Source organism: Bartonella sp. PS17NMGDW (assembly GCF_042193555.1).
Classification (GTDB): domain Bacteria; phylum Pseudomonadota; class Alphaproteobacteria; order Rhizobiales; family Rhizobiaceae; genus Bartonella; species Bartonella grahamii.
The window spans coordinates 18445-40047 of the sequence record NZ_JBHILY010000006.1 but is presented as its reverse complement, the minus strand read 5'-3'; the positions used below and the strand labels follow the sequence as shown (position 1 = coordinate 40047).

Sequence of the window (21603 nt, the reverse complement as noted above, 5' to 3'; positions counted from 1 at the left end):
TATGGAAAAAAAAGCCTTAATCGTCATTGATGTTCAAAATGACTTCTTACTAGGTGGAGCACTTGCCGTACCACAAGGTGATGCTATTTTACCCGCCATCAATAATCTCATAAATCATTTTGACCACGTTATCTTAACCCAAGACTGGCATCCCAAAAACCATTGCAGCTTTGCTTCCTGCTATCCTGAAAAAAAGCCCTATGATACCATCATTCTTGACTACGGTCCTCAAATACTTTGGCCTGATCATTGCATACAAGGAACACAAGGAGCAGAATTTCATCCATCTCTTAGAGTGGAAAAGGCACAACTTATCCTTAGAAAAGGCTATAATCAAAAAATGGATAGCTATTCTGCTTTTCTTGAAAATGATCAAAAAACACCAACAGGTTTACAAGTTTATCTCAAAGAACATGGTTTTACCAAGCTCATTATGTGTGGCTTAGCAACTGATTTTTGTGTCGGATTTTCTGCTCTTCACGCTATACAATGCGGTTTTAAAGTCAGTGTTTCATTAAATGCCTGTGCTGGTATTGATGTAAACGGATCACTAAACACTATGCTTAAAACTATGAACGAAGCTGGTATAGAACTTTTAATGGTCTCTTAAAATATTCTTCTCTAATCTACTATTATAATATACTGATTTATAAAGGATAAATTATTTTTCACATATTTAAGTGAAAGTCTAGAATATCGTAAATTCTCTGATTTCAAACCTGTTTCAAAACCATTCTCTTACACGTTACAAAGAGAATCAATGTATGAATAAAAATCATTCAAAAAAACAGTAAAAATGCTTCTTATGAACCATTAAATACAAGAACTTATCATAATATTGAAAGCTGGTAAAAAGTATAGCATCAGCTTTCTGTCTTATATTTAGGTCAAAAAGTACCCTAAAGATTTTACACTATTCCCTTCATGAGTAGTATCATGCAATGGACTCAACTTTAAAATAAAAACACAAATAAGCAATAAAATAGTATTTTATTTTGCATAAAAGACCTCTTTCTATTCAAAGATATGTGATAAACAAAAGCCTGAGAAAAGAAGAAATCTCCATTACTTAGACACAACATGTTTATCCAATTGACGATGCTTAAAACGAATCGAAGAATATAATGCCATTCCAATAATACAGACTCCCACAAGTCCTGTTAAAACTTCAGGAACCGATATAATCGTTTGCAGATACATAATCACTGCAAGAACTAAAATTGCATAAAAAGCACCATGCTCTAAATAACGATAATGCAATAATGTTCCTGATTCAACCAACATAATTGTCATAGAACGAACGTAAAATGCACCGATACCAAGACCTATCGCAATAATAAAAAGGTTATGTGAAAAGGCAAAAGCACCAACCACGCCATCGAAAGAAAAACTAGCATCAAGAACTTCTAAATAAAGAAACGCCCCTACTCCCCCGTGAGTTACTGTTGTTAAAGTCTTTTGAGGGGTATCCAAGAGATGACCGACAACTTCAACACCGATAAAGGTCAAAAGTCCATAAAGGGCTGCCAATAAAAAAGTCATTTTATCTTCTGTGTCAATCTGCCCTGAAACAAACAAGATCAAAATCAAAACAATTGCAATATCAATCCCAACAAGCGCCCCAAACTTTTGAGCAGGTCTCTCTATAACATTAAGCCAATGTACCTCTTTTTCAGAATCAAAAAAATATTTTAAGCCAACCATCATAAGGAAAGTGCCTCCAAAAGCAGCAATCCCCATATGCGCATCGATTAAAACTTCAGCATATCGATGTGGTTCCCATATCGCTAATTTTACTGCCGCAATTGGATTAATCCCAACAGCAACGACAACCACCAATAATGGAAAAACAATTCGCATCCCAAATACAGCTATCAAAATGCCCCATATAAGAAAACGACGACGCCACAACGGATCCATTCTACTAAGAACACGCGCATTGATAATAGAATTATCAAACGATAAAGAAATTTCCAAAACTCCTAAAACAAAGCAAATAAAAAAATATTTAAGAAAACCAGTAATACTTTCCGTTTCAAACCAACCAATAACCCCTCCTAAAAAGACACCAATAATCGTGAAAAAAAAAGCAAACCCAAAATAGCGTAATAGGGCCATGATCATTCCTCAAAGTTTATTTTCTAATTCATCTAAAGCACACCCAGTACAAATCCAAAGTTTGCATCTCTTTAAAGTTGCATCTATTAATGCAGAGGTGTATAGAATATATATGGTAAAGTTACATGAAAATTCTCTCAAAAAAAGCAAGAGACAAATGTAGCAAACAGAGAATTTTGTTTTGAAATGAATATCAATTGTCAATACAGTAAACGAAAGATTTCTTTCTATCCACGAAAAATAAAAAAATAAAAAGAAATTAAAGCTATAAATATTGACATTATATCATAGAATATTAATACATAGTGTGCTTTTATTATTTAATGATTTATACCATGATGATTTACTGAGGGAGATAATTCGTGGCACGTCCTGAAACTGAATCAAAAACCATATTTGGAAAACGTTTGCGTTATGTACGTCTTGCTTTAGGCGATCCATCACGTGAAACCTTAGCTAAAAATTTTAGCATGACAAAAAATTCTATTGCTTTTTATGAGCGTGGGGAGAGAGAACCCAATCTTAGTGTTTTACAAACATACCGCACGTTATATGGTGTCAATATTAATTGGCTCTTAACTGGACAAGGAAAAATGTTTGACACCGAATATACAAAAGGTGATTTTGACTGGAATTATTTTATTAAAAAAATCGAAGGACTGGAAGAAACACTTGCCAATGGTGAGCGTAACGAAAAACTAAATAAAGAGAAAATCGACAGCTCTTATGAAAAATTGCAGCAATATTTGTCAAGACAAGGTTTATCTAATGGCCTTAACCCTAAAACTACAACCTCTCTGATCGACATGAAAGCTAAAATGGCCAATTCTTATACTCTTAGCTTATTCATTGATTTACTCATTCGAAGCGTATCCCAAAAAGAGGTTATCGCTAATCAATAAACATCTATTTTAAAAGAAAAAACAAGAAATGATTAAGCTCTACCAGTATGGAGAAAAATATTTTTCACTTTATCCATGCTGGTAAGATTTTGTATAATTTATAAAATTTGTTTCTATCACGACAATAAAAATATTTCCATTGTAAATAAAAGTATAATGTCTTTAAATTAAAAAAATAATTTTTAGTATAAAATTTTCATTCATATCTTATTGACAAGAAATTTTTTCTTGTTAAAAGAATAATAGCTCTCATAGAAATTATTTTTTAAGGTCAGAAAATTTAAGGGAAATATATTGACGAGTTCCTATAGAGACATACATTAATGTTCAAAAACGGATTAGTTAAATATTTATCCTGAAAATTATCAGCTATTTTATGAGGTGGGAAGCATGTATTTTGAGGTGTTTCAAGGAGTTCACAATCAATGGTACTGGCGTTTAATCTCAGGAGATGCACAAAAAATTGCTTTTTCTAGTAAAGGTTATCCAACAAAACAAGATATCCTAATCAATATTGAACAAATCAAAGAAATTACACATAAGGCTCTTATTAGAGAACTACAGTTCTAACGTTCTTTACCATTAGAACAAGCGTTTATTTTATATAATGGTATGTGAGTTACTTTTGTGACAAATAAAAAGTGATTGTTTTTCCCTCAGTGGGATGAATCTTTTGTGTTATTTCTAACACTCATAAATAACAGTCAAATTCTTGCATATTACTGTATGTTTGTTTTCAATCATACTTAACTCTCTGTAGCACTTATAAAAAAGAAACTCTTTTAAGTCTTTTATTTTTTATAAAAATAAACGCACATGAAAAGAAGATGAATCATCAACGATGAAATACAATTACTCTACCAAATATTAATATCTTTTACCTTTATATTCCTCTTCTGTATCTGATAATCATAACTGACTTACCCATTTCATCTTCATAAAAAGCAAATATCTCTTTCTTTCTATTACCATGCAATTTTTTAGACATATTAGCTGAAACTATCGTCGCATTTATATCTTATATCTAAAAGGAACGTGCAAAATTGTTTCAAGCATAATGGATTGTATAGACGCGCTTTTTAATAACCAGCATACCTATAAACTGGTTTATCATCATAAACTCTTATTTTATAATCAAAGACGCTCTGTCTTATAAACTTAAATGTTTTCATAAAATCAGAGTAAACTTGAATATTCTCTTTCAATACAATCCCTCCATCAGCATCATAATTGGCTTCATTAAAGTTTATCTCTCTCGTCATTCCAATCTTCCTAACACATTTCCAAGCCCTTTAATGCAAAATATAAATACAATCACTCTTTATCATCTTCAGATTTAAGCATTTTTTGATATTTCTTTTCATTTTTTTCATATTGTTTAATTTGTTTTTTCAGTTTTTCAATTGCTTGGTCACGTCTTTTAATCACCATACTTTGCTCTCTAATAGCTCTATCTCGTTCTTCAGTCATCTTCATAGAATCTCTTAAAAACTCATGCTTTATTCTTCTAGATTCCTCTTTTAAAATTTTCACTTGACTGCGATAATATAAAGAAAACCGAAATATAACCCCACTGCACAACAAAACAACAACCATTGCTCCCAATAAAATTTCGTTTACACTCATTTGGATCTCCCTTAATTGTCGCTCAAGTGATCATCTTGACCAATTTGTTTCATCCTCAATCAAAAAAAGAATGCAATAAACCGCATGTTCCAAGTGTGAACAATCACTCTCGGCATTCTTATTTTCTCCATTAAAGCCATTGATAAATGACGCAAAAAAAATCCCTGAAAGCGGCTAAATCTACACGCTTACACCAATTATTTGCGACACATTTATTGACACAAAATACAAAAAATAAGGAACATAAAATAAAACTAACGATGCCATGCAATCATACAAGCCTTGCCCAAATCGTTCCTATCTTCCTTTTTTACGCCATGTGGGATGCGGCTATATATGAAAGTTTTTCATTATTACAAAAATCTTCAGTGTCACAAAACACAGCATTTCTGTAAAATTTTGCCTTCCCAAAAATCTTTACATCACCATAAATTAAAGCATCACTATAAACTCGAGCCTTTCTATAATCACGAGTATCACCATAAAATTCAATACATTGAGCATTCAAAACTTGATCAAAAAAGACCGCATTAACGTAAACATATGCATCTCCACTCATATTCGAATAACTATAAAGTTCTTATCTTTCATAAACATGCAAACTCTTACGAACGACTACACAACCATATGTTAATGCATTGTTATCAATAACAATATCATTGTAAACACAGACTTCATTATAAACCGCAGCATCATAAAAACACACTCACCCCCATAAGGGCATTAATCGAATGTACCCCCCCCTCCCAAACAACCACTTTTGTGACTCAGATTACCTTCCTGTTTAATAAAATATCCAAGATCACTTTTTTGATATTTCCCAATTTTTTTAACGCATATATACGATATACCATCTGATAGTGATCTAATTTATTACAATAGAGGAGAAATCAGTATTCTTTGCCTATGAATTTACATTTTTTCTACAGCCATTATCCTATCTCTTAAGGCTCTAAAGCTTCGTTATACTCACACACCACCTCAACGCAGAATTTTTTTTTACAAATTCTGATGTTGGGGTATATCTTGATTTATAATGCTGCTACGTATACTATCACAGTGAAATCTCATAAACATACGAGTGTGTATCGCCGTTTCCGGTATACACATTTACTTCTTCACAACCGTGGAACTAAGCAACCATTTTTTATTGATTCGAATCTGAAAGTGTATGGGGACATTTTGTTATTAGTTAAAAACAACTCTATATGCTTCATTAGCGAAGAGCTACACATGGATATTTTCACGCTCCTTGTATCATATATTCTGGATTCGCAGCGCAATATTAACGCTATAGCGTAAATATGTAAAGGTCTAAAAATGACAAAGACTGAAAAAGATTGGTTCCAACGCTTAGTTGAATTGATTAAAAGTGACGGACGAACAATGATTGAAATAAGCAGAGCTGCAGGCTGTGGACAAAATTACGTCCAACAAATGATAAATGGAGGAAAGAGGCCTTCAGTAGATAAACTCATGGCTATTTTGAACACACTGGGAAATGCTAGTGCCATATATGTAATAACTGGTTTCAACATCTCCGATGAAGACTTAAAACTCATAACTTTGATTTCGTCTGGAGATAAAAAGAAGATTGAAGCCTTAAATGTTCTGTTGAATGAGCAGAATCTGTAGAATTTTCTACTCTATCCAATATCGCTTGCTTTTGAGACGTCGACAAAGACTCCCATTTCACAATAATATCAGATAAAGTTGTTTCAAATTTTTTATCATTCTTCATAGTCATACTCCATGTAGTCAAACTATATAACGCTAAAGCGTTTAAATATCTCTCATACCTTAGAAAAAAATATTTGCAATAGGCAGAGTATGGAAGCAATTGTGTACAAACTTATTTTACAAAATCAGATGAAGTTCTATTAGTCATGTACCATGGTGAAACAGAAAGCATCACACGATCCAGATCTTCTTATGAAAATTGGTATGATCTATCAAAAATGCGAATAATGTTACGCATATCTTGTGATTCGGACCAATAACAAACTAATGTGAAAATATCCCTGAAGACACTCCTGAACTCTATATAAGAGAACACGAAAAAGCTTTTTTGAAAAAAATATATCACAATTTTATTCTACATAGCACCATCTATGTTTTTTAAACAATATTGCAAAGCAAGAATATAACAATGTTATAGGAATAAATTCTTATAAACAGAGCCACACTACCTAAAACTCTGTAACACATTTATAGGTAACCTCCCCTCTAAACGCACCTTGTAAATACTAATATAAGTCTCTATCATAAGCAAAAATGATACTATTAAAAAATAAAACGAATCACCACGCATAATCTTTGTACGTAAATTGTATCGCAGATTTACCACAAGAGAGAAATTCCCTTATGTAAATGAAGAATTATATTTTCAAAGTATAATTTTGAAGAAAAGTATACTTTTCCAAAAAAAATTACCCTCTCTGCCAATAATTTTTCATAAGAGAGAAAACTCTCTACACAATCAATACGAGAAAAATATTAGCAATACCAAAAAGTGCTAGCTTTACCGAAATATTGCCAATCCCTTATGAGAGTAAAATCAAAAAAGACTTCTGCTCTTCAATAATAATTTGGATTACATGAAAACTCTATAATTTGAGCATTAAGCGAAAAATACACAAAAACAGAAAACGGCATTTTAACGAATTTTCCAATATCATAGAAAACATTTCTTACAGAATAATAAAATTCCTATTACAATAAAATCTAGATAATGCAAAGCGATAGAAACAATCGCTCAATTGACTTTTCAAAGAACGATTGATGAAATTCTTTTCAGAGAACACGCCACCGTCATTATGAACAATATTTCTCAAAAATCAAATAGAACGCCTCTCTTGGGAAAAAGAAAATATCAACAAATGCTATTATCATCGTTGCCCCCATGATATATGTGAACACCTATGGATCACATTCTCTTATATACAACCTTTCATCACGATAATGCTATTCGAACGTCTAAAAGACATTAACATCACCCAGAAAAAAGCAAATTTACCCTAAATGTTTTTTGAGCCATTTGTTCTAAAAAAGTACAATCTTTAAAATTGGTCTTATTGGGATCTGTTTATTTGCAGAACAAGCATAAATAAACTTATTCAATGAAGCTTTTAGCCTTCTATTTTATGAAAAACATCATACAGAAAAAGTACAAAACAGTATATGAATTAAGAAAGTAAATAGCGCCACATATTAGTTAATCCAAATGCTACAATGTTTAAAATGAGAGCACTTCTTTAATGAGACTAAAAAACATACCATCACTTTATATTAAAGCGACTGATAGAAAAAAACAGCAACAAACAATGACAAAGGATTTTAGAACAAACAGGAAAATAAATAAAAAACGAAAAAGGTAGAATCCCAAAATTTTTATATAAGCGACCCATTTTTCTATTGGCCATTTCCCTATTGGTGGGCCCGGAGGGACTCGAACCCCCAACCAAGCGGTTATGAGCCGCTGGCTCTAACCAATTGAGCTACAGGCCCCATATATAGGTTGTTTCTCTCTAAACTAAAATGCCCTATGATACAAGAGCTGACAAAGATTATAACCCATCTTTTTCTCTTTTCTATTGGTTTTTTTTTCAGTGCCCTAATTTCTTTACAAGAACTCTTAAAAATGAGAGAATAGTTAACTGACAAATATAAAGGTATAGATATGATAGAAAAGAAAATTCAACCACTGAAGGGTTCTCTGGTTAAAGCAGTTATATTAGCATTTACACTCTTAGCCACATCGTTGAGTGTACGTGCTTATGCTGAAGAAAATAAAATGAAAAATGCAACGATTACAGTGACTGCAATCGGAGAAAGTCAAGCTGCACCGGATATGGCAATTATTAATCTAGCCGTTGTTACCTATGACAAAACTGCCCAAAAGGCATTAGCTTCCAATAATCAATCCATCAATGATATTATACAAGCTTTTAAAAACAATGGCATCCAAGCAAATGATTTGCAAACATCAGGTTTATCCATTTATCAGTCGACTTCTGATAAACACCACGAAAAAAAGAATAATGAAAAACTCTATCATGTTTCAAATTCTTTAACCGTGCGCATTCGTGATCTTGCCAATGCTGGTAAAATCTTTGATCAAGCGATGACACTAGGTGTTAATTCAGTTAACGGCATTACTTTTACCAACGCAGATACAAAGCCATTTTATCAAGAAGCACGTAAAAAAGCCATTACTGAAGCCATTGAAAAAGCGCAAACGATAGCGCAAGCAGCAAATTTAAAATTAGGAAAAATTATTGAAATCAATGAAAAGGATGATTACTACCACCCAACACCACGTCTCATGAGTAGAGCAGCAGATGCAAGCTACGCAAATACAAATTTTGCAGCTGGTGAATTAAATTATAATGTGAGCGTCACTGTCGTCTTTGCGATCGATTAAATCACCAACTGTTGTATAAAAAATCATATTACTGGCCTTTACATAGAAGACCAGTAATGTGATGAAGATAATCTTCCTCAGATAATAATTCGTCTTCGTAAACCTCTATCTGTCCGCGTGCAGAAATATGCGCTGTATGTACTGTCTGGCAATCTCCTGATACCAATGGATGCCACCAATGAAGATCTTTTCCCTCATAAATTAATCTATAAGCACAACTTTCTGGAAGCCAGCGCGCTGTTTTAACTGTTGTAATGTCTAGCGATATACAATCTGGTACAATTGATTTACGATGAGCATAATCTCGACACCTACAAGTTTCCCCATCTAAAAGACGACAAGCAATACTGGTTGCATAAAGGTCACCCGTATCATCGTCCTCAACTTTATGGAGACAACAACGGCCACAGCCATCACAAAGGCTCTCCCACTCAGAAATGGAAATCTCTTCTAATTTTTTTACTTTCCAAAAGGGAAGCTCTCCACTCATAAACTCAGACACACCTTTTTTAATTAAGACGATCTATAAAAATGAAACGTTTAATTTCTATAATTTCATCTATTTCTGTCTCTTAAAAAGATTCAACTCAATGTATGCTTTAAACCGTTTTCTTAAAATCTATCTGAATAAAAAGAAAATATTCAAAAAATAGAGCATATAAATGAACATAATCTATTGAAACATTCCTTTATAAACTGACGAAGAATAAAATGCGTCACCTAAAATGATAAAAAAATTCCGCAACGAATACACATTTCTCATCAAAAAGTCCGTATGTTGCAATATAAGTTTATTCTTAATAGATCCTATTTCTTAAGAAACAAGCCGCTACACGCAAGATAATGTTTTTCGTTCATTTTTTCAAATGACTACCACACCGGTCTTTGCCCTACATCTGTTATTTTCAGAAAAAGAAATACAAAATTCAAAAGCTAAGAAAAACATTAAACATCGTAAACTTTCTGGATTATTCAAATTTTCCAATATTTTCTCAAGAAAGCATCCAAGTACAACACGACTCCCCCTTCATTAAGAAGAAAGAGGGATTTATTAAAATGCACACGAATTCCTTTATTTAAGAATCGAGAAAACTGCGCAATTTTCGTGAACGGCTAGGATGTTTTAATTTACGAAGTGCCTTTGCTTCAATCTGACGAATACGCTCTCTTGTAACTGAAAATTGTTGTCCTACTTCTTCCAACGTGTGATCTGTATTCATCCCTATTCCAAAACGCATCCGCAAAACACGTTCTTCCCGCGGTGTTAATGAAGCAAGAACGCGTGTTGTCGTATCTCGCAGATTAGCTTGGATAGCTGCATCAATTGGTAATAACGCATTCCTATCCTCAATAAAATCACCCAAATGGGAATCATCTTCATCACCAACGGGCGTTTCGAGTGAAATGGGTTCTTTTGCAATTTTAAGAACTTTTCGTACTTTTTCCAACGGCATAGAAAGCTTGCTAGATAATTCTTCTGGTGTTGGTTCTCGTCCAATTTCATGGAGAATCTGACGCGATGTACGAACGATTTTATTAATTGTTTCAATCATATGAACAGGGATACGAATAGTACGCGCCTGATCAGCAATTGAACGTGTAATAGCCTGACGAATCCACCATGTTGCATAAGTTGAAAACTTGTAGCCGCGCCGATATTCAAACTTATCCACAGCCTTCATCAAACCGATATTGCCCTCTTGAATAAGATCAAGAAACTGCAAACCACGATTAGTGTATTTTTTTGCAATTGAAATGACAAGACGCAAATTAGATTCTACCATCTCTTTTTTCGCAATTGTTGATTCGCGTTCACCTTTCTGCACCTGCATAACAATCCGACGAAATTCACCAATCGAAATAGCCGTTTCTTGCGCAAGATTTTGTATCTCACTTCGCAGTTTTTGGATTTCTTTTGCTTCCCGCATCGAAAATTCTTTCCAACCAGGTGTAGGCAAAGCAGCAATATAATTCATCCAATCTGCGTCCAATTCACGCCCTTGGTATTCTTTTAAAAAATCCTCATGGCCAATACCATAGCTGTTGGCAATCCGTTTCAGCTTACCTTCATTATGAATCAATCTCTTATTGATGTCATAAAGCTGTTCAACCAAAGCCTCGATACGATTTTGGTTTAAAGAAAGAGATTTTACTGCTTGAATCAACTCACCCTTTAATTGAATATATTTCTTCTTCTGAGAAGATGTAAGGGCCCCCTCTTTACGCTCTGCCAAACTGCTTTCAACATGCTGATCTTGTAATTTTCGTAATTTCACATAGGTTTGAGCAATAAAATCCAATGTTTCCATAACTTGAGGACAAAGTTCATTTTCCATTGCAGCAAGCGATAAGTTAACATCGTCATCGTCTTCTTCATCATCGTCTTCAATGTTTCTCTCTCCTGCGCTCTCCCCCATATTACGTATACCAGAAGACATTTTTTCTTCTTCTGTCTTATTCACTTCACTTCGCTCAATAACAGGAGCCTGCTTTGCTTCTGGACCAGCATAAGTCGTTTCAAGATCAATAATTTCACGAAGAAGAATACGCTGTTCTTTTAACTCGTCACGCCATATAATAAGAGCCTGAAAAGTTAAAGGACTCTCACAAAGTCCCGCAATCATTGTCTCACGCCCTGCTTCAATACGCTTAGCAATAGCAATTTCACCTTCCCGTGAAAGAAGCTCAACAGCTCCCATTTCACGCAAATACATACGCACCGGATCATCCGTACGATCTGTTACTTCGCGTTTATTCGTTGTCGTTGCAATTGCGTGGCTAGAGGCTTCTACTAAATCACCACCCTCTACTGTAACTTCTTCTTCATAATTTTCAGACTCAACTTCATCCTCATCATCCACAACATTAACCCCCATCTCAGAGAACATCGCCAAGATATCTTCAATTTGTTCGGATGTAACCTCGTCAGAAGGAAGAACAGCATTGAGTTCATCCATTGTTACGTAACCATTTTTTTTGGCAAGTTTAATCATTTTCTTGATGGCATCATCAGAAAAATCAAGAAGAGGACCATCCAAACTTGCTTGGCTTGTTACTTCTGCATTATCTTTCTGTTTAACCTTTGTTGCCATACCATAACTCCACTCGACCACTTCACAGTTTCCATGTAACCATAGTTTCCATGTGACCAGTTTTTTTGCTCTCACTAAAATCTACCAATAGTTTCTCATATATACTTCCTTTTAAGAGATTACTATTGGAAAGAATACATTTTGTATACGCCTTAACATCCAGACAAACTTGACATCCAGACAAAAACGCGGGAAAACTCCAGAAGTTTCCCCGACACCTCTCAGCCCTTCTGAGATAATCTCTGTACCCTATCGTAAGAACCAATTTCCCGCTTTTCCTAAAATTTACCCGCTTTTCCTAAAATTTAATTGCCATCTTTATGAAAATGTCACTCCCATAAACTTCCTCATCTAAAATTTAAGTGACTGATTCGCATTAAAAAAGCGAATCATTTTATCGTATCTTGTGTATTCCCGTCTATTTTTTCATCCAACCAACTTCCAAACCCTTCAATTAACGCTTCTGTTGCCTGCATCTGCTCCAGCTCATTTTTTACCTCACGAAGCAGATCAAAAACCTCACTCTTAGGATTTTCTACAAGTTGCTCTTTAATATCCTGTAATCTCTTATGTAGGTGGTGTTCTTGAAGATGCAAGTAGACAGCTTGTTTTAATATCGCACGTGCATCCTCTATAGAAGCTCTACCAAAAATAATATGCATACCAATATTTTGCACAAGATGTTTCATACGCTCTAACAGAGCCTTTTGCCCTCTTTTTTCTAAGAGCGCAACCATCGTCTCCTTATCATGAAGCTGTTGATTCCCAAGAATTTCCAACATAGCTTGATGAAAGCACATCAATTGAGTATTTTTTAATTCTAACTCAGAAAGATTTTCAAAATTTTCATACCACAACTCAGGATAGTAAGCTAAAGTGAGTAAAATCACTGCTTCTCGCAAAGGAATAGATTGCGAAGAATTTCGTACTATTTCAGAATTTGCTAACAGAGAAAAGGATTGATCTTTAAAGATCCTATTTGGTGAAGATTGATCATATCGCCCTTCCCCCCTTTTTTTCGAAAAAGAGGGACGAAAAAAATCAAAAAGGCGTTTTTTTACATCTTGCAAATAATAACGACGGACATCTTCATCCTTAATCGTAAAAATTTGTTGTTTTAGTTGTTTTTCTAGCGCTGCTCGTGTCTCTGGAGTTTCAAAATGCTTTCCATAGGTAGCACGCCACCATAAAAGCTCACTCAAAGGAATTTCTTTTTGCAAAAAAGAAGAAAAAAGTTGTGCTCCACCAGCACAAACAATTTCATCAGGATCTTTTCCTTGTGGCAACAAAACAAAGCGTACACAAACCCCAGCCTTTAAAAGAGGCAACACACGATCAGCAACACGAAAAGCAGCGTTTAAACCAGCAGCATCACCATCAAAACACAAAATGGGCTCCTTCCCCATCTGCCATAAAAGCTCAATTTGCGCTTCCGTTAATGCTGTCCCTAAGGGTGCTACGACTCCTTCAAAACCAGCTTTAGTCAATGCAATGACATCCATATACCCCTCAACAACAAGGAGTGAATGATTTTTTTCATCGCCAACAAAGCGACTGTTTTTGCGAGCCGCTACCGCGTTATAAAGTATATTTCCTTTATGAAACAGCACTGTTTCAGGGCTATTGAGATATTTTGCTCGTGTCTCTGTCTCTAATGCACGCCCTCCGAAAGCCACCACACGTCCGCGCAAATCTTCGATAGGAAACATAATACGATTTCTAAATCGGTCATAAGAATCCGCACTCCCCTCATGCACTGTGAGAAGTCCACATTCTTCCATTTGCTTTATTGAAATGCCCCGTGCACTCAAAGCTTCTTTCAAAGCTGTACGCCTTACCGGTGCAAAACCAATGCGGAAACGCTCTACGAGCTCTGGTGTCACACCACGTGCATCCAGATAACGACGTGCTTGCGCACCTCCTTTATAGCGTAAATTATATTGAAAAAAATCTGTAGCAATTTTCATCACATCATAAAGCTCAGCTTTTTCCAGTTGACGTTTATGACTTTGTGAATCCCAAATAGGGAGTTTCATTCCCGCAAAATCAGCCAAACGCTCTACACTTTCTGAAAAGTGCAATCCATCAAGCTCACACAAAAAGGTAAAAATATCCCCACTTACACCACAACCAAAACAATAATAGCGCCCTTTATGATCATCACAATGAAAACTTGGCGTTTTTTCACCATGAAATGGACAACAACACCAAAAGTCTCCCCGTGAAGGCTTACTTTTTCGAGGATCAAAATCCACCCGTTGACCAATCACTGTTGAAATTGGGAGTCTCGTACGCAGTTCATTAAGGAAATCGGGCGGGAAACGCATTATCTCTCACAAAGTTTGAAAATTCTTTTTTGCATATTTAACGACTTTAGAGCATAATTCCAATACTTCCTCTTAAGCAGTTGTAAAATTTTAAACTCTTAACTGCATATAATTTCAGAAATGGAGAGTAGAAAAGTGATCGAATTTATTGTTCAATATCCGTGGTTAGAGGCTATTTCTTGGCTTGTTATTCTTACTATATTTGCCCTTTTAGTCAACTTTCTAGGACGAAAATTACTTATTCACGGAGCAAAAAAACTCTCTTCTTTTCTCCCCAAAAATACAACGGTGGATATTAATAATGCTATTCAATACATAGCGGATATCATTTCAGCCTTTATTATTTCAGTTGGTGTTAATTTTATACCAACATTGCCCAATGCATTCAGTACTGTCATCGGTAATGTTGCTAACGCCTTCATTATCTTTTTTGTTGTTCTGACAATTTCTGCCTGTCTGAATGTCATTAATATCCTCTACGAACAACGACCAACAGCACGGTTAAAACCAATAAAAGGTTATATTCAAATTGCTAAAATTGCACTTTTTGCTGTTGCGACAGTTTTAATGGTCGCTACATTGATTGACCGCTCCCCTCTTATTCTCTTCTCCGGTCTTGGTGCAATGGCCGCGGTTCTCATGTTAATTTTTCAAGATACGCTTCTTTCTCTCGTTGCCGGTATTCAAATTTCATCCACTGATATGGTTCGCGTTGGTGATTGGATTGAAATCCCCAATCTCGGCGCCGATGGTGATGTTGTTGAAATTGCCCTGCATACTGTTAAAGTTCAAAATTTCGACAACACCATCACCTCAGTTCCTATCCGTAAACTTGTAACCGACCCTTTTAAAAATTGGCGTGGAATGCAAGAATCGGGTGGAAGACGCATCAAACGCTCCCTTTTTATTGATCAATCAAGTATCCATTTTCTCACAGAAGAAGAACAAAAATATCTTTCCCGATTTAATTTATTAGAAAATTATTTCACACAAAAAGTAGCAGAAATTGACCAATGGAACGCTCAATTAGATAAAAATCATGATGTCTTAGCCAATACGCGCCGTTTAACCAACATTGGAACTTTTCGTGCTTATGTTTTTGCTTATCTACAACAGCATATAAACATCAACCCTAATATGACCTTTATGGCACGGCAATTACCTCCTACAGAAAATGGTTTACCATTGGAAATTTATTGCTTTACGAACACCACCGTTTGGATAGACTACGAACAAATTCAAGGTGATATTTTTGATCACCTTTATTCCATTCTTCCTTGTTTTGGTCTAAAGGTTTTTCAAAATCCAAGCGGTTATGATTTTAATCAAGTATTAAAAGCAAAAGCGAAATAAAAACGATAAACTTTAATTTATCAATTTTGAGGCAAACATACTCATAACAACAGAGAAAGAATAAAGTATCATGAATGGTTCATTGGTACTCCTTCATCTTGCCGGCGCTATTTCTTTACTTCTCTGGGCCACACGCATGGTGCGCACAGGAATTGAACGCGCCTATGGTGACAGACTTAAATATAAAATGTGCCACGTCATTTCAAAACCATTGTTTGCGGTAAGTTTTGGGCTTTTTACAGCAATGATTTTACAAAGCTCTACAGCAATAACGCTCCTTGTTGGTTCTTTCGTTGAATCTGGTTTTGTCTCTGGAGTAGCGGGACTTATGGCTGTACGCGGAGGAGAATTAGGATCAGCAATCGTTGTTAAAATTCTCACCTATGATCTCACACTTGTTGTGCCCCTTTGTCTTTTAATTGGCACTTGTATCTTCATGACAACAGAAAAACGTGAGTGGCGTCAAATAGGACGTATTGTCATCGGTATTGGTCTTTTGATTTTATCTTTAGAGATGATAAGTACAGCGACAGAACCTTTACGTGAAAGCGAAATTTTGCCTAGCATCATTCGTTATCTTTCAACCGATCCTGTTTCCACTTTTTTGTTGGCTGCTGGCTTAACCTACCTCTTACATTCATCTATTGCAGGAATCATTTTGCTGGTCAATTTTGCCAACTACGATCTTATCCATACGCAACTCTGTGTTGTCATGGTTCTTGGTGTCAACTTTGGCTCTTCTCTTATAGCACCACTTTTAACGCGCAACGCCTCTCCTAATACCCGCCTCGTTCCCTTAGGAAACTTACTCATGCGTGGGGCCGGTTCAATCCTTGTACTTATCTTATTTCTCTCCTTTCGCCCTCCCATCACATGGCTTGGCAATAACGCCCCTACTCAAGTGATCAACGCCCACATTATTTTTAATGTTTTCATTCTCCTTGCTGGAATACCGCTTTCAAAATGGGTTTTAAAATTAACCACTCAAATTGTTCATATAAGTGCAAAAAAAACGCAAACCGACAAAACGCTCAATTTATCGGATCAAACAGCTCTTGATGACAGTGTGCTTGAACGCCCCTCTCTCGCTCTCTCGAATGTCATGCGTGAAGTCATTCATATTTGTGATCTTGTGGACATCATGCTAGAAAAAATCATGGGACTTTATGAAAGTCCTGATCCCAATATTATTCGTGAACTTAACCAACTCAACACCATATTGGACAAAAAACATATCGCCATCAAACTTTATCTTGCACGATTAGCGGGACAAAAATTATCTGACGAAGAAGCTCTTCAAACGCAAGAACTTCTAGGCGCCTGTATAAAATTAGACCAAGCAGGCGATATCATTATTCATAATATGCTGATGCTGGTTAAAAAGAAACAACAAAAAGGTTTACAGTTCAGCAGTGAGGGCTGGAATGATCTCCTTCGTTTCCACGCCATTGTACTAGCCAACGCGCATATAGCATTTAACGTTCTCGTCTCACGCGATACACACACTGCACACCTATTGGTACAAAAAAAAGATCAACTACGAAACTTAGAAAAAGAGATGAGTTTAAAACATTTTAAACGTTTGCGTGAAGGGGATCTCAAAAATGTAGAATCATCCAGTCTTCATCTCGACACTGTCCGCGACCTTAAACAAATCAACTCTCTTTTGACCTCAATGATCTACCCCATTTTAGAAGAACAGGGACTTCTTCAAAGTTCTCGCCTACGCAACCCTGCTGAAGAACAAACAGAAAAACCTTAAACTTTTAAATAACTTGAATAAGAAATACATCACATCGATTACTCGATTTGGAATATGGTCAAGATATTGATTTAATCAAAATATTTTATTATTTGACAATTTAAATGAGTTTTCTGCATCGTAAATTTCTTTCATTTAAAATCTATTCATGATGAATTACTCAAAGTCATTTGCTTGCACATTATAAACAAAGCAGCATGTAGAATAGAATTCTTGAAGAAAGACGTAAAAATGCCTAATCATCTCAAAGCCAAGACTGTTAAACACATAAAGAGAAAGTCAAGAGTATGATGGTTCCAACCTAAACTCGCCTTGTAAAAAGGAACTGCCCCGCAGTAGCAGCAAAAACAGAAATACTCTATAAGGAATGCAAAACCCCACAAAAATGCAACGTTTATATCAAGATTGGTAGAGGCTCAACCTATACAGCCATTCTATAACGTGTCAACAAAACAGTTTTAATTTCATTTCAAACATCATTGATATCAATTGGCAAGCTCCAGACTTTTAAATGTCCATTTTACTTATTGCTTTAATCACAAATCACAATTGCTTTTTAAACTTAAGAGAGAGATTAAAAAGCTTATAAATAAACTTTATGATTTCTTAAAACATTTTCACTAATATTTTCTTCTTTTATTCATGTTTCTCAAATAATTAATTTATTTATAAATTAAAATGTGATATATACTCATGCTTGTTAAGTATTGTTATTATATAAATGTGAATGTTATTTAAATATAAAGGAAAATAATAAGTAAAATTTCTAACAAAAATATCCTTTCCACTGGATAAAAAAGGGATAAATCTTGATTTTTATAAAGTTTACTCTAGTTACAATTTAAGTTCAGGCAAAGGAGGGTATCATGGAAGATGCAAACATCGGTTGGATTGCAGCTATTATTATCGGCGGAATTGCAGGTTGGGCTGCCCAGTATATTATGAAAAGCCAAACAGGAATATTGTTAAATATTATCTTAGGGATTATTGGCGCTGCGCTAGCAAGCTTTCTTTTTAGTCTTTTAGGTGTAAGTTTTGCTGGTTGGCTTGGCTATCTTATTTCAGGTTTTATAGGAGCCTGCATTCTTATATGGGTAGGACAAAAAATTCGATCATAGAGCGTTTATTTTTTTTACACCTTTTGGGATTTAATAAAAAACTGGGAAACAACTAGAAAAGTTTGAAATATTTCCCTGGAGCTCGTTGTCACCAGTTTTGATATGATGGTGAGATGCTTAAGCTGCGATTTTGGGTATACACCATCACCGTATTTTAAAACGAAATGCAGTAAAGATCTTTATAACGCACCATTTCATACCTATATAAAGTTACGCATATCAGGAAAGATATGTTGCGTTATTTTAACGAAATACGAACTTATTTTCGTACCGTACGCGCAAATCTAGCTCATCTCACTGTAATAACAATCCGTAAGGTTACAAAAATCACTAACGATGATTAAAGATTCTACCGCATAGCACTTAACGCCTATACACTTCATCAACAATACCTTTTTACCGAAAAACTCGAAGAGCTCTTTTGCGCTCTTAAGAAATAAACAGAGAAGGTAAGCAAAAAATGATAAAGAGATTTTTTCTAATCTATGAAATAAAATAGATATATTATAAATACATATTAATATAAATTTATTATAAAAGACTAAACACTCTTTAATATGAAGTAATTTATTACAATTTCAATAATATAATCTATTTTTAAGTTTTCAAAAATATATGCCTTACTATAAAATTATTGACTATAAAGAATACGATCTCCTTTACATCTCAATTCAAAAGGGTTGAATATCTCTTCACTTTCTAAAGTATAAAATAAAGTTTTATTTCTCTTTAAATTTTCTCTTTATATCATCTTACATAGATGACTTTTTATATGCGTTACAAACGAATTTTAAAGCACAAAACATTTTTCCCATTGCTCATGCGATAAAGAAATTTCCCTAACGCATTGTGAAAGCGCCTTGGATAAAACATAATACCTTATTTTGCTTTTTTAATGAAAATAATCCTATAATATATAATTCCCGCATATCTTCTTTTAAAGACCTTTTCTTTCGACTTTCCCTTTGATATCTTCCTGTTAAAATCTTGCTGCTTTTATACTCCTTGTATTACAATAGAGCTATCTACTTAACCCAACATAACATATGGAATAAGACTTTAGCTGTGGAGTAAAACGATGTCTGATCTTCAAGATTCCATCTTACCGCCTCTAAAGTGGCTCTCTAATCAAAATCCTCCAATACCAGAAAACATTCGCAATTGGCTCATGGAATCTGGCTCTATGACGCTTCGATTAAAGAAATATTGTACCTGCCTCCAAATTCAACCACAACGCGAATGTTTTATTACGCGAGATAAATTAACAGACGAAGCAGAGCATCTCCCCGAAAGTGCGCGTTATTGGCTACGTGAAATCATATTGATGGGAGATAATAAACCTTGGCTCCTTGGACGCACTGTAATTCCACAAGAAACCCTCCTACACAATCAAGCCTTGATGCATTTGGGAACTGTACCTCTAGGACATTATTTATTTAACCATGACCAATTAACCCGCGATTACATTCATATTGGTCAACAAGATGTGCTATGGGCACGCCGTTCCCGTTTGCGGTTAACGGGTAAGCCATTGTTGCTAACTGAACTATTTTTAACAGATTCACCGCTGTATCCCCACCAATAAAGGTTACTCATTTTATTCTGCATAATTTATAGATTTTATATAGCTTATAAGGGATTTAATCAGAGAAAAGAATTTCAAAATCATCTCAAAACACATTACAAACAAAGAGTTATTTTCAAAATATCTTTTCATTTCATCAACTCAGCTTAAAAATGTCTTCTATAGAAAAAATGTTTAACGTTCTAATTTTCTTATCATTAAAACCAGCGCTTGAATTAAGAAGATATACATCATATTGATAAATATCATCTACATTTAAATTTCTTGCCGAATAATCAGCACTCTAAAAAATACGGCAACTCTTTATCAAAAAAATGCTTTGAAACAGCAAAAAAGACAACAACACACTCCCCAAAATTGGAAATCTGTATCAATTAGCTTAATCATCCTATTTTAAAATTTTTAATAGTGCAGACAATAGATCTTTTTTTTAAAAGTAGAAACTCTATAATTTTTTTGTTTTGTTAATGATCTAACAGCTTTGAAGAACAGTAAAATATAATACATAAAAGATGTTTTTATTGCTCTATGAGCTCCAAAAAAGATTCGTTTATTTCAAAAAAATATTTTTTTGATAATAGTATGTATGTAAAAGATAAATGACATTTATCAACATCCTACTGACTTACAAAGGCGAAGCACAATAAAAAATATTTTCCAATCCCCTTGAATTAATAAGATCTATTGCAATTTTTTACGAAGACTATTGCACACTTTAGAAAAATTCATTTGCCCTGCATACCGTTCCTTAAGCCATGCCATCACCTTACCGATATCGCGTAATTTTTCAGCTTTTGTTTGTACCAAAGCTTCACAAAGGACCTGTTCTACTTCCATCTCCTTAAGTTGATAGGGAAGAAACTCACGAATAACTTCTATTTCTGCTTGTCCTCTCTCTGCCAATTCCAAGCAACCAGACTCTTTATGGACTCGCATCAATTCTTCACGCTGTTGAAGCATTTTAGTGAAAACAGACTGTATCTGCTGATCATCCACTTCTAACTTCCCTTGATCATAATAAAGAATATCACGATCCCTAACTGCAGCATTCATTAAACGGAGTGTAGCAAGACGCGCACTATCTTGCGCTTTCAAAGCAGCCCTAAGAGCCCCATCAATCTGGTTACGCAACATAAATTTATCCAATTTTGTTCAAGAAGAAAGCGCCTTTTAACCAATCTTTATCCATCTTGCAATGGAGGATAAAAAAATAATTAAGGACTCGATCTTCGAAAAGCTAAAACAAGACTTTACCTCTTCATGGAATGTACTTATACTGCCTATTTCAAGCGAAACA

At 34.7% G+C, this 21603-nt stretch carries 18 protein-coding genes and 1 tRNA gene; 10 read left to right on the top strand and 9 right to left on the bottom strand.

Annotation, left to right across the window (positions count from 1 at the left end; genetic code table 11):
- The first annotated feature begins 1 nt into the window (after position 1).
- Positions 2 to 610 carry a bifunctional nicotinamidase/pyrazinamidase gene (gene pncA / locus ACFIJK_RS05440; protein ID WP_375627046.1) on the top strand — a complete coding sequence of 203 codons (609 nt, stop codon included), beginning with the start codon at positions 2 to 4 and terminating at the stop codon, positions 608 to 610.
- A 455-nt stretch (positions 611 to 1065) separates the two neighbouring features.
- Here pncA and ACFIJK_RS05435 read toward each other — a convergent pair whose 3' ends face one another.
- The gene (locus ACFIJK_RS05435; RefSeq protein ID WP_375627044.1) at positions 1066 to 2118 is read right to left on the bottom strand and encodes a DUF475 domain-containing protein; all 1053 of its coding nucleotides are present in this window, start codon (positions 2116 to 2118) and stop codon (positions 1066 to 1068) included.
- Positions 2119 to 2480: 362 nt separating this feature from the next.
- Between ACFIJK_RS05435 and ACFIJK_RS05430 the strand changes: the two genes are divergently transcribed.
- Both ACFIJK_RS05430 and ACFIJK_RS05425 read left to right on the top strand, forming a co-directional pair.
- Positions 2481 to 3020, top strand: coding sequence for a helix-turn-helix domain-containing protein (locus tag ACFIJK_RS05430; RefSeq protein WP_375626155.1), 540 nt, complete (start codon positions 2481 to 2483; stop codon positions 3018 to 3020).
- A 390-nt stretch (positions 3021 to 3410) separates the two neighbouring features.
- Positions 3411 to 3590 carry a YegP family protein gene (locus ACFIJK_RS05425; protein ID WP_375626157.1) on the top strand — a complete coding sequence of 60 codons (180 nt, stop codon included), beginning with the start codon at positions 3411 to 3413 and terminating at the stop codon, positions 3588 to 3590.
- 509 nt (positions 3591 to 4099) lie between these two features.
- On the opposite strand, the gene ACFIJK_RS05420 is transcribed toward ACFIJK_RS05425, so the two are convergent.
- Both ACFIJK_RS05420 and ACFIJK_RS05415 read right to left on the bottom strand, forming a co-directional pair.
- Positions 4100 to 4282, bottom strand: a complete 183-nt coding sequence (locus tag ACFIJK_RS05420; protein WP_375626159.1) for a hypothetical protein — start codon at positions 4280 to 4282, stop codon at positions 4100 to 4102.
- A gap of 52 nt (positions 4283 to 4334) precedes the next feature.
- On the bottom strand, positions 4335 to 4646 hold the full coding sequence (locus ACFIJK_RS05415; protein WP_375626160.1) for a hypothetical protein: 312 nt from the start codon (positions 4644 to 4646) through the stop codon (positions 4335 to 4337).
- A 146-nt stretch (positions 4647 to 4792) separates the two neighbouring features.
- Between ACFIJK_RS05415 and ACFIJK_RS05410 the strand changes: the two genes are divergently transcribed.
- Entirely contained in the window at positions 4793 to 5041 is a 249-nt protein-coding gene (locus ACFIJK_RS05410) for a hypothetical protein (protein ID WP_375627041.1), read from the top strand.
- Positions 5042 to 5966: 925 nt separating this feature from the next.
- Entirely contained in the window at positions 5967 to 6281 is a 315-nt protein-coding gene (locus tag ACFIJK_RS05405; RefSeq protein WP_007347852.1) for a helix-turn-helix domain-containing protein, read from the top strand.
- On the opposite strand, the gene ACFIJK_RS05400 is transcribed toward ACFIJK_RS05405, so the two are convergent.
- Positions 6205 to 6387 carry a hypothetical protein gene (locus ACFIJK_RS05400; RefSeq protein ID WP_015856659.1) on the bottom strand — a complete coding sequence of 61 codons (183 nt, stop codon included), beginning with the start codon at positions 6385 to 6387 and terminating at the stop codon, positions 6205 to 6207. The genes ACFIJK_RS05405 and ACFIJK_RS05400 overlap by 77 nt on opposite strands.
- Before the next feature lie 1689 nt (positions 6388 to 8076).
- Positions 8077 to 8153: transfer RNA gene (locus tag ACFIJK_RS05395), tRNA-Ile, on the bottom strand.
- Between the two features lie 172 nt (positions 8154 to 8325).
- Between ACFIJK_RS05395 and ACFIJK_RS05390 the strand changes: the two genes are divergently transcribed.
- The gene (locus ACFIJK_RS05390; RefSeq protein ID WP_375627038.1) at positions 8326 to 9069 is read left to right on the top strand and encodes an SIMPL domain-containing protein; all 744 of its coding nucleotides are present in this window, start codon (positions 8326 to 8328) and stop codon (positions 9067 to 9069) included.
- Between the two features lie 28 nt (positions 9070 to 9097).
- Here the strand turns inward: ACFIJK_RS05390 and ACFIJK_RS05385 are convergent, their stop codons facing one another.
- The 3 genes from ACFIJK_RS05385 to dnaG form a co-directional block, all read right to left on the bottom strand.
- On the bottom strand, positions 9098 to 9559 hold the full coding sequence (locus ACFIJK_RS05385; RefSeq protein ID WP_015856661.1) for a YcgN family cysteine cluster protein: 462 nt from the start codon (positions 9557 to 9559) through the stop codon (positions 9098 to 9100).
- 586 nt (positions 9560 to 10145) lie between these two features.
- The gene (rpoD, locus tag ACFIJK_RS05380) at positions 10146 to 12161 is read right to left on the bottom strand and encodes an RNA polymerase sigma factor RpoD (protein ID WP_273788086.1); all 2016 of its coding nucleotides are present in this window, start codon (positions 12159 to 12161) and stop codon (positions 10146 to 10148) included.
- Positions 12162 to 12550: 389 nt separating this feature from the next.
- The gene (gene dnaG, locus ACFIJK_RS05375; RefSeq protein ID WP_375627035.1) at positions 12551 to 14488 is read right to left on the bottom strand and encodes a DNA primase; all 1938 of its coding nucleotides are present in this window, start codon (positions 14486 to 14488) and stop codon (positions 12551 to 12553) included.
- A 135-nt stretch (positions 14489 to 14623) separates the two neighbouring features.
- Here dnaG and ACFIJK_RS05370 point away from each other — a divergent pair, with 135 nt between their 5' ends.
- The 4 genes from ACFIJK_RS05370 to ubiC all read left to right on the top strand — a co-directional run bounded on the left by ACFIJK_RS05370 (position 14624) and on the right by ubiC (position 20306).
- Entirely contained in the window at positions 14624 to 15841 is a 1218-nt protein-coding gene (locus tag ACFIJK_RS05370) for a mechanosensitive ion channel family protein (RefSeq protein WP_375627033.1), read from the top strand.
- 70 nt (positions 15842 to 15911) lie between these two features.
- Positions 15912 to 17603, top strand: a complete 1692-nt coding sequence (locus ACFIJK_RS05365; protein WP_375627032.1) for a Na/Pi cotransporter family protein — start codon at positions 15912 to 15914, stop codon at positions 17601 to 17603.
- Positions 17604 to 18469: 866 nt separating this feature from the next.
- Entirely contained in the window at positions 18470 to 18721 is a 252-nt protein-coding gene (locus ACFIJK_RS05360) for a GlsB/YeaQ/YmgE family stress response membrane protein (protein ID WP_375626175.1), read from the top strand.
- A 1078-nt stretch (positions 18722 to 19799) separates the two neighbouring features.
- On the top strand, positions 19800 to 20306 hold the full coding sequence (ubiC, locus tag ACFIJK_RS05355) for a chorismate lyase (RefSeq protein ID WP_375626176.1): 507 nt from the start codon (positions 19800 to 19802) through the stop codon (positions 20304 to 20306).
- Between the two features lie 681 nt (positions 20307 to 20987).
- Here the strand turns inward: ubiC and ACFIJK_RS05350 are convergent.
- Entirely contained in the window at positions 20988 to 21440 is a 453-nt protein-coding gene (locus ACFIJK_RS05350; protein WP_375626178.1) for a GatB/YqeY domain-containing protein, read from the bottom strand.
- Positions 21441 to 21603: the final 163 nt, after the last annotated feature.

Bases quoted from the DNA above. Each gene is read 5' to 3' on its own strand.
- pncA (WP_375627046.1), top strand. From the start codon at position 2: ATGGAAAAAAAAGCCTTAATCGTCATTGATGTTCAAAATGACTTCTTA.
- ACFIJK_RS05435 (WP_375627044.1), bottom strand. From the start codon at position 2,118: ATGGCCCTATTACGCTATTTTGGGTTTGCTTTTTTTTTCACGATTATT.
- ACFIJK_RS05425 (WP_375626157.1), top strand. From the start codon at position 3,411: ATGTATTTTGAGGTGTTTCAAGGAGTTCACAATCAATGGTACTGGCGT.
- ACFIJK_RS05420 (WP_375626159.1), bottom strand. From the start codon at position 4,282: ATGACGAGAGAGATAAACTTTAATGAAGCCAATTATGATGCTGATGGA.
- ACFIJK_RS05415 (WP_375626160.1), bottom strand. From the start codon at position 4,646: ATGAGTGTAAACGAAATTTTATTGGGAGCAATGGTTGTTGTTTTGTTG.
- ACFIJK_RS05410 (WP_375627041.1), top strand. From the start codon at position 4,793: ATGACGCAAAAAAAATCCCTGAAAGCGGCTAAATCTACACGCTTACAC.
- ACFIJK_RS05405 (WP_007347852.1), top strand. From the start codon at position 5,967: ATGACAAAGACTGAAAAAGATTGGTTCCAACGCTTAGTTGAATTGATT.
- ACFIJK_RS05400 (WP_015856659.1), bottom strand. From the start codon at position 6,387: ATGAAGAATGATAAAAAATTTGAAACAACTTTATCTGATATTATTGTG.
- ACFIJK_RS05390 (WP_375627038.1), top strand. From the start codon at position 8,326: ATGATAGAAAAGAAAATTCAACCACTGAAGGGTTCTCTGGTTAAAGCA.
- ACFIJK_RS05385 (WP_015856661.1), bottom strand. From the start codon at position 9,559: ATGAGTGGAGAGCTTCCCTTTTGGAAAGTAAAAAAATTAGAAGAGATT.
- rpoD (WP_273788086.1), bottom strand. From the start codon at position 12,161: ATGGCAACAAAGGTTAAACAGAAAGATAATGCAGAAGTAACAAGCCAA.
- dnaG (WP_375627035.1), bottom strand. From the start codon at position 14,488: ATGCGTTTCCCGCCCGATTTCCTTAATGAACTGCGTACGAGACTCCCA.
- ACFIJK_RS05365 (WP_375627032.1), top strand. From the start codon at position 15,912: ATGAATGGTTCATTGGTACTCCTTCATCTTGCCGGCGCTATTTCTTTA.
- ACFIJK_RS05360 (WP_375626175.1), top strand. From the start codon at position 18,470: ATGGAAGATGCAAACATCGGTTGGATTGCAGCTATTATTATCGGCGGA.
- ubiC (WP_375626176.1), top strand. From the start codon at position 19,800: ATGTCTGATCTTCAAGATTCCATCTTACCGCCTCTAAAGTGGCTCTCT.
- ACFIJK_RS05350 (WP_375626178.1), bottom strand. From the start codon at position 21,440: ATGTTGCGTAACCAGATTGATGGGGCTCTTAGGGCTGCTTTGAAAGCG.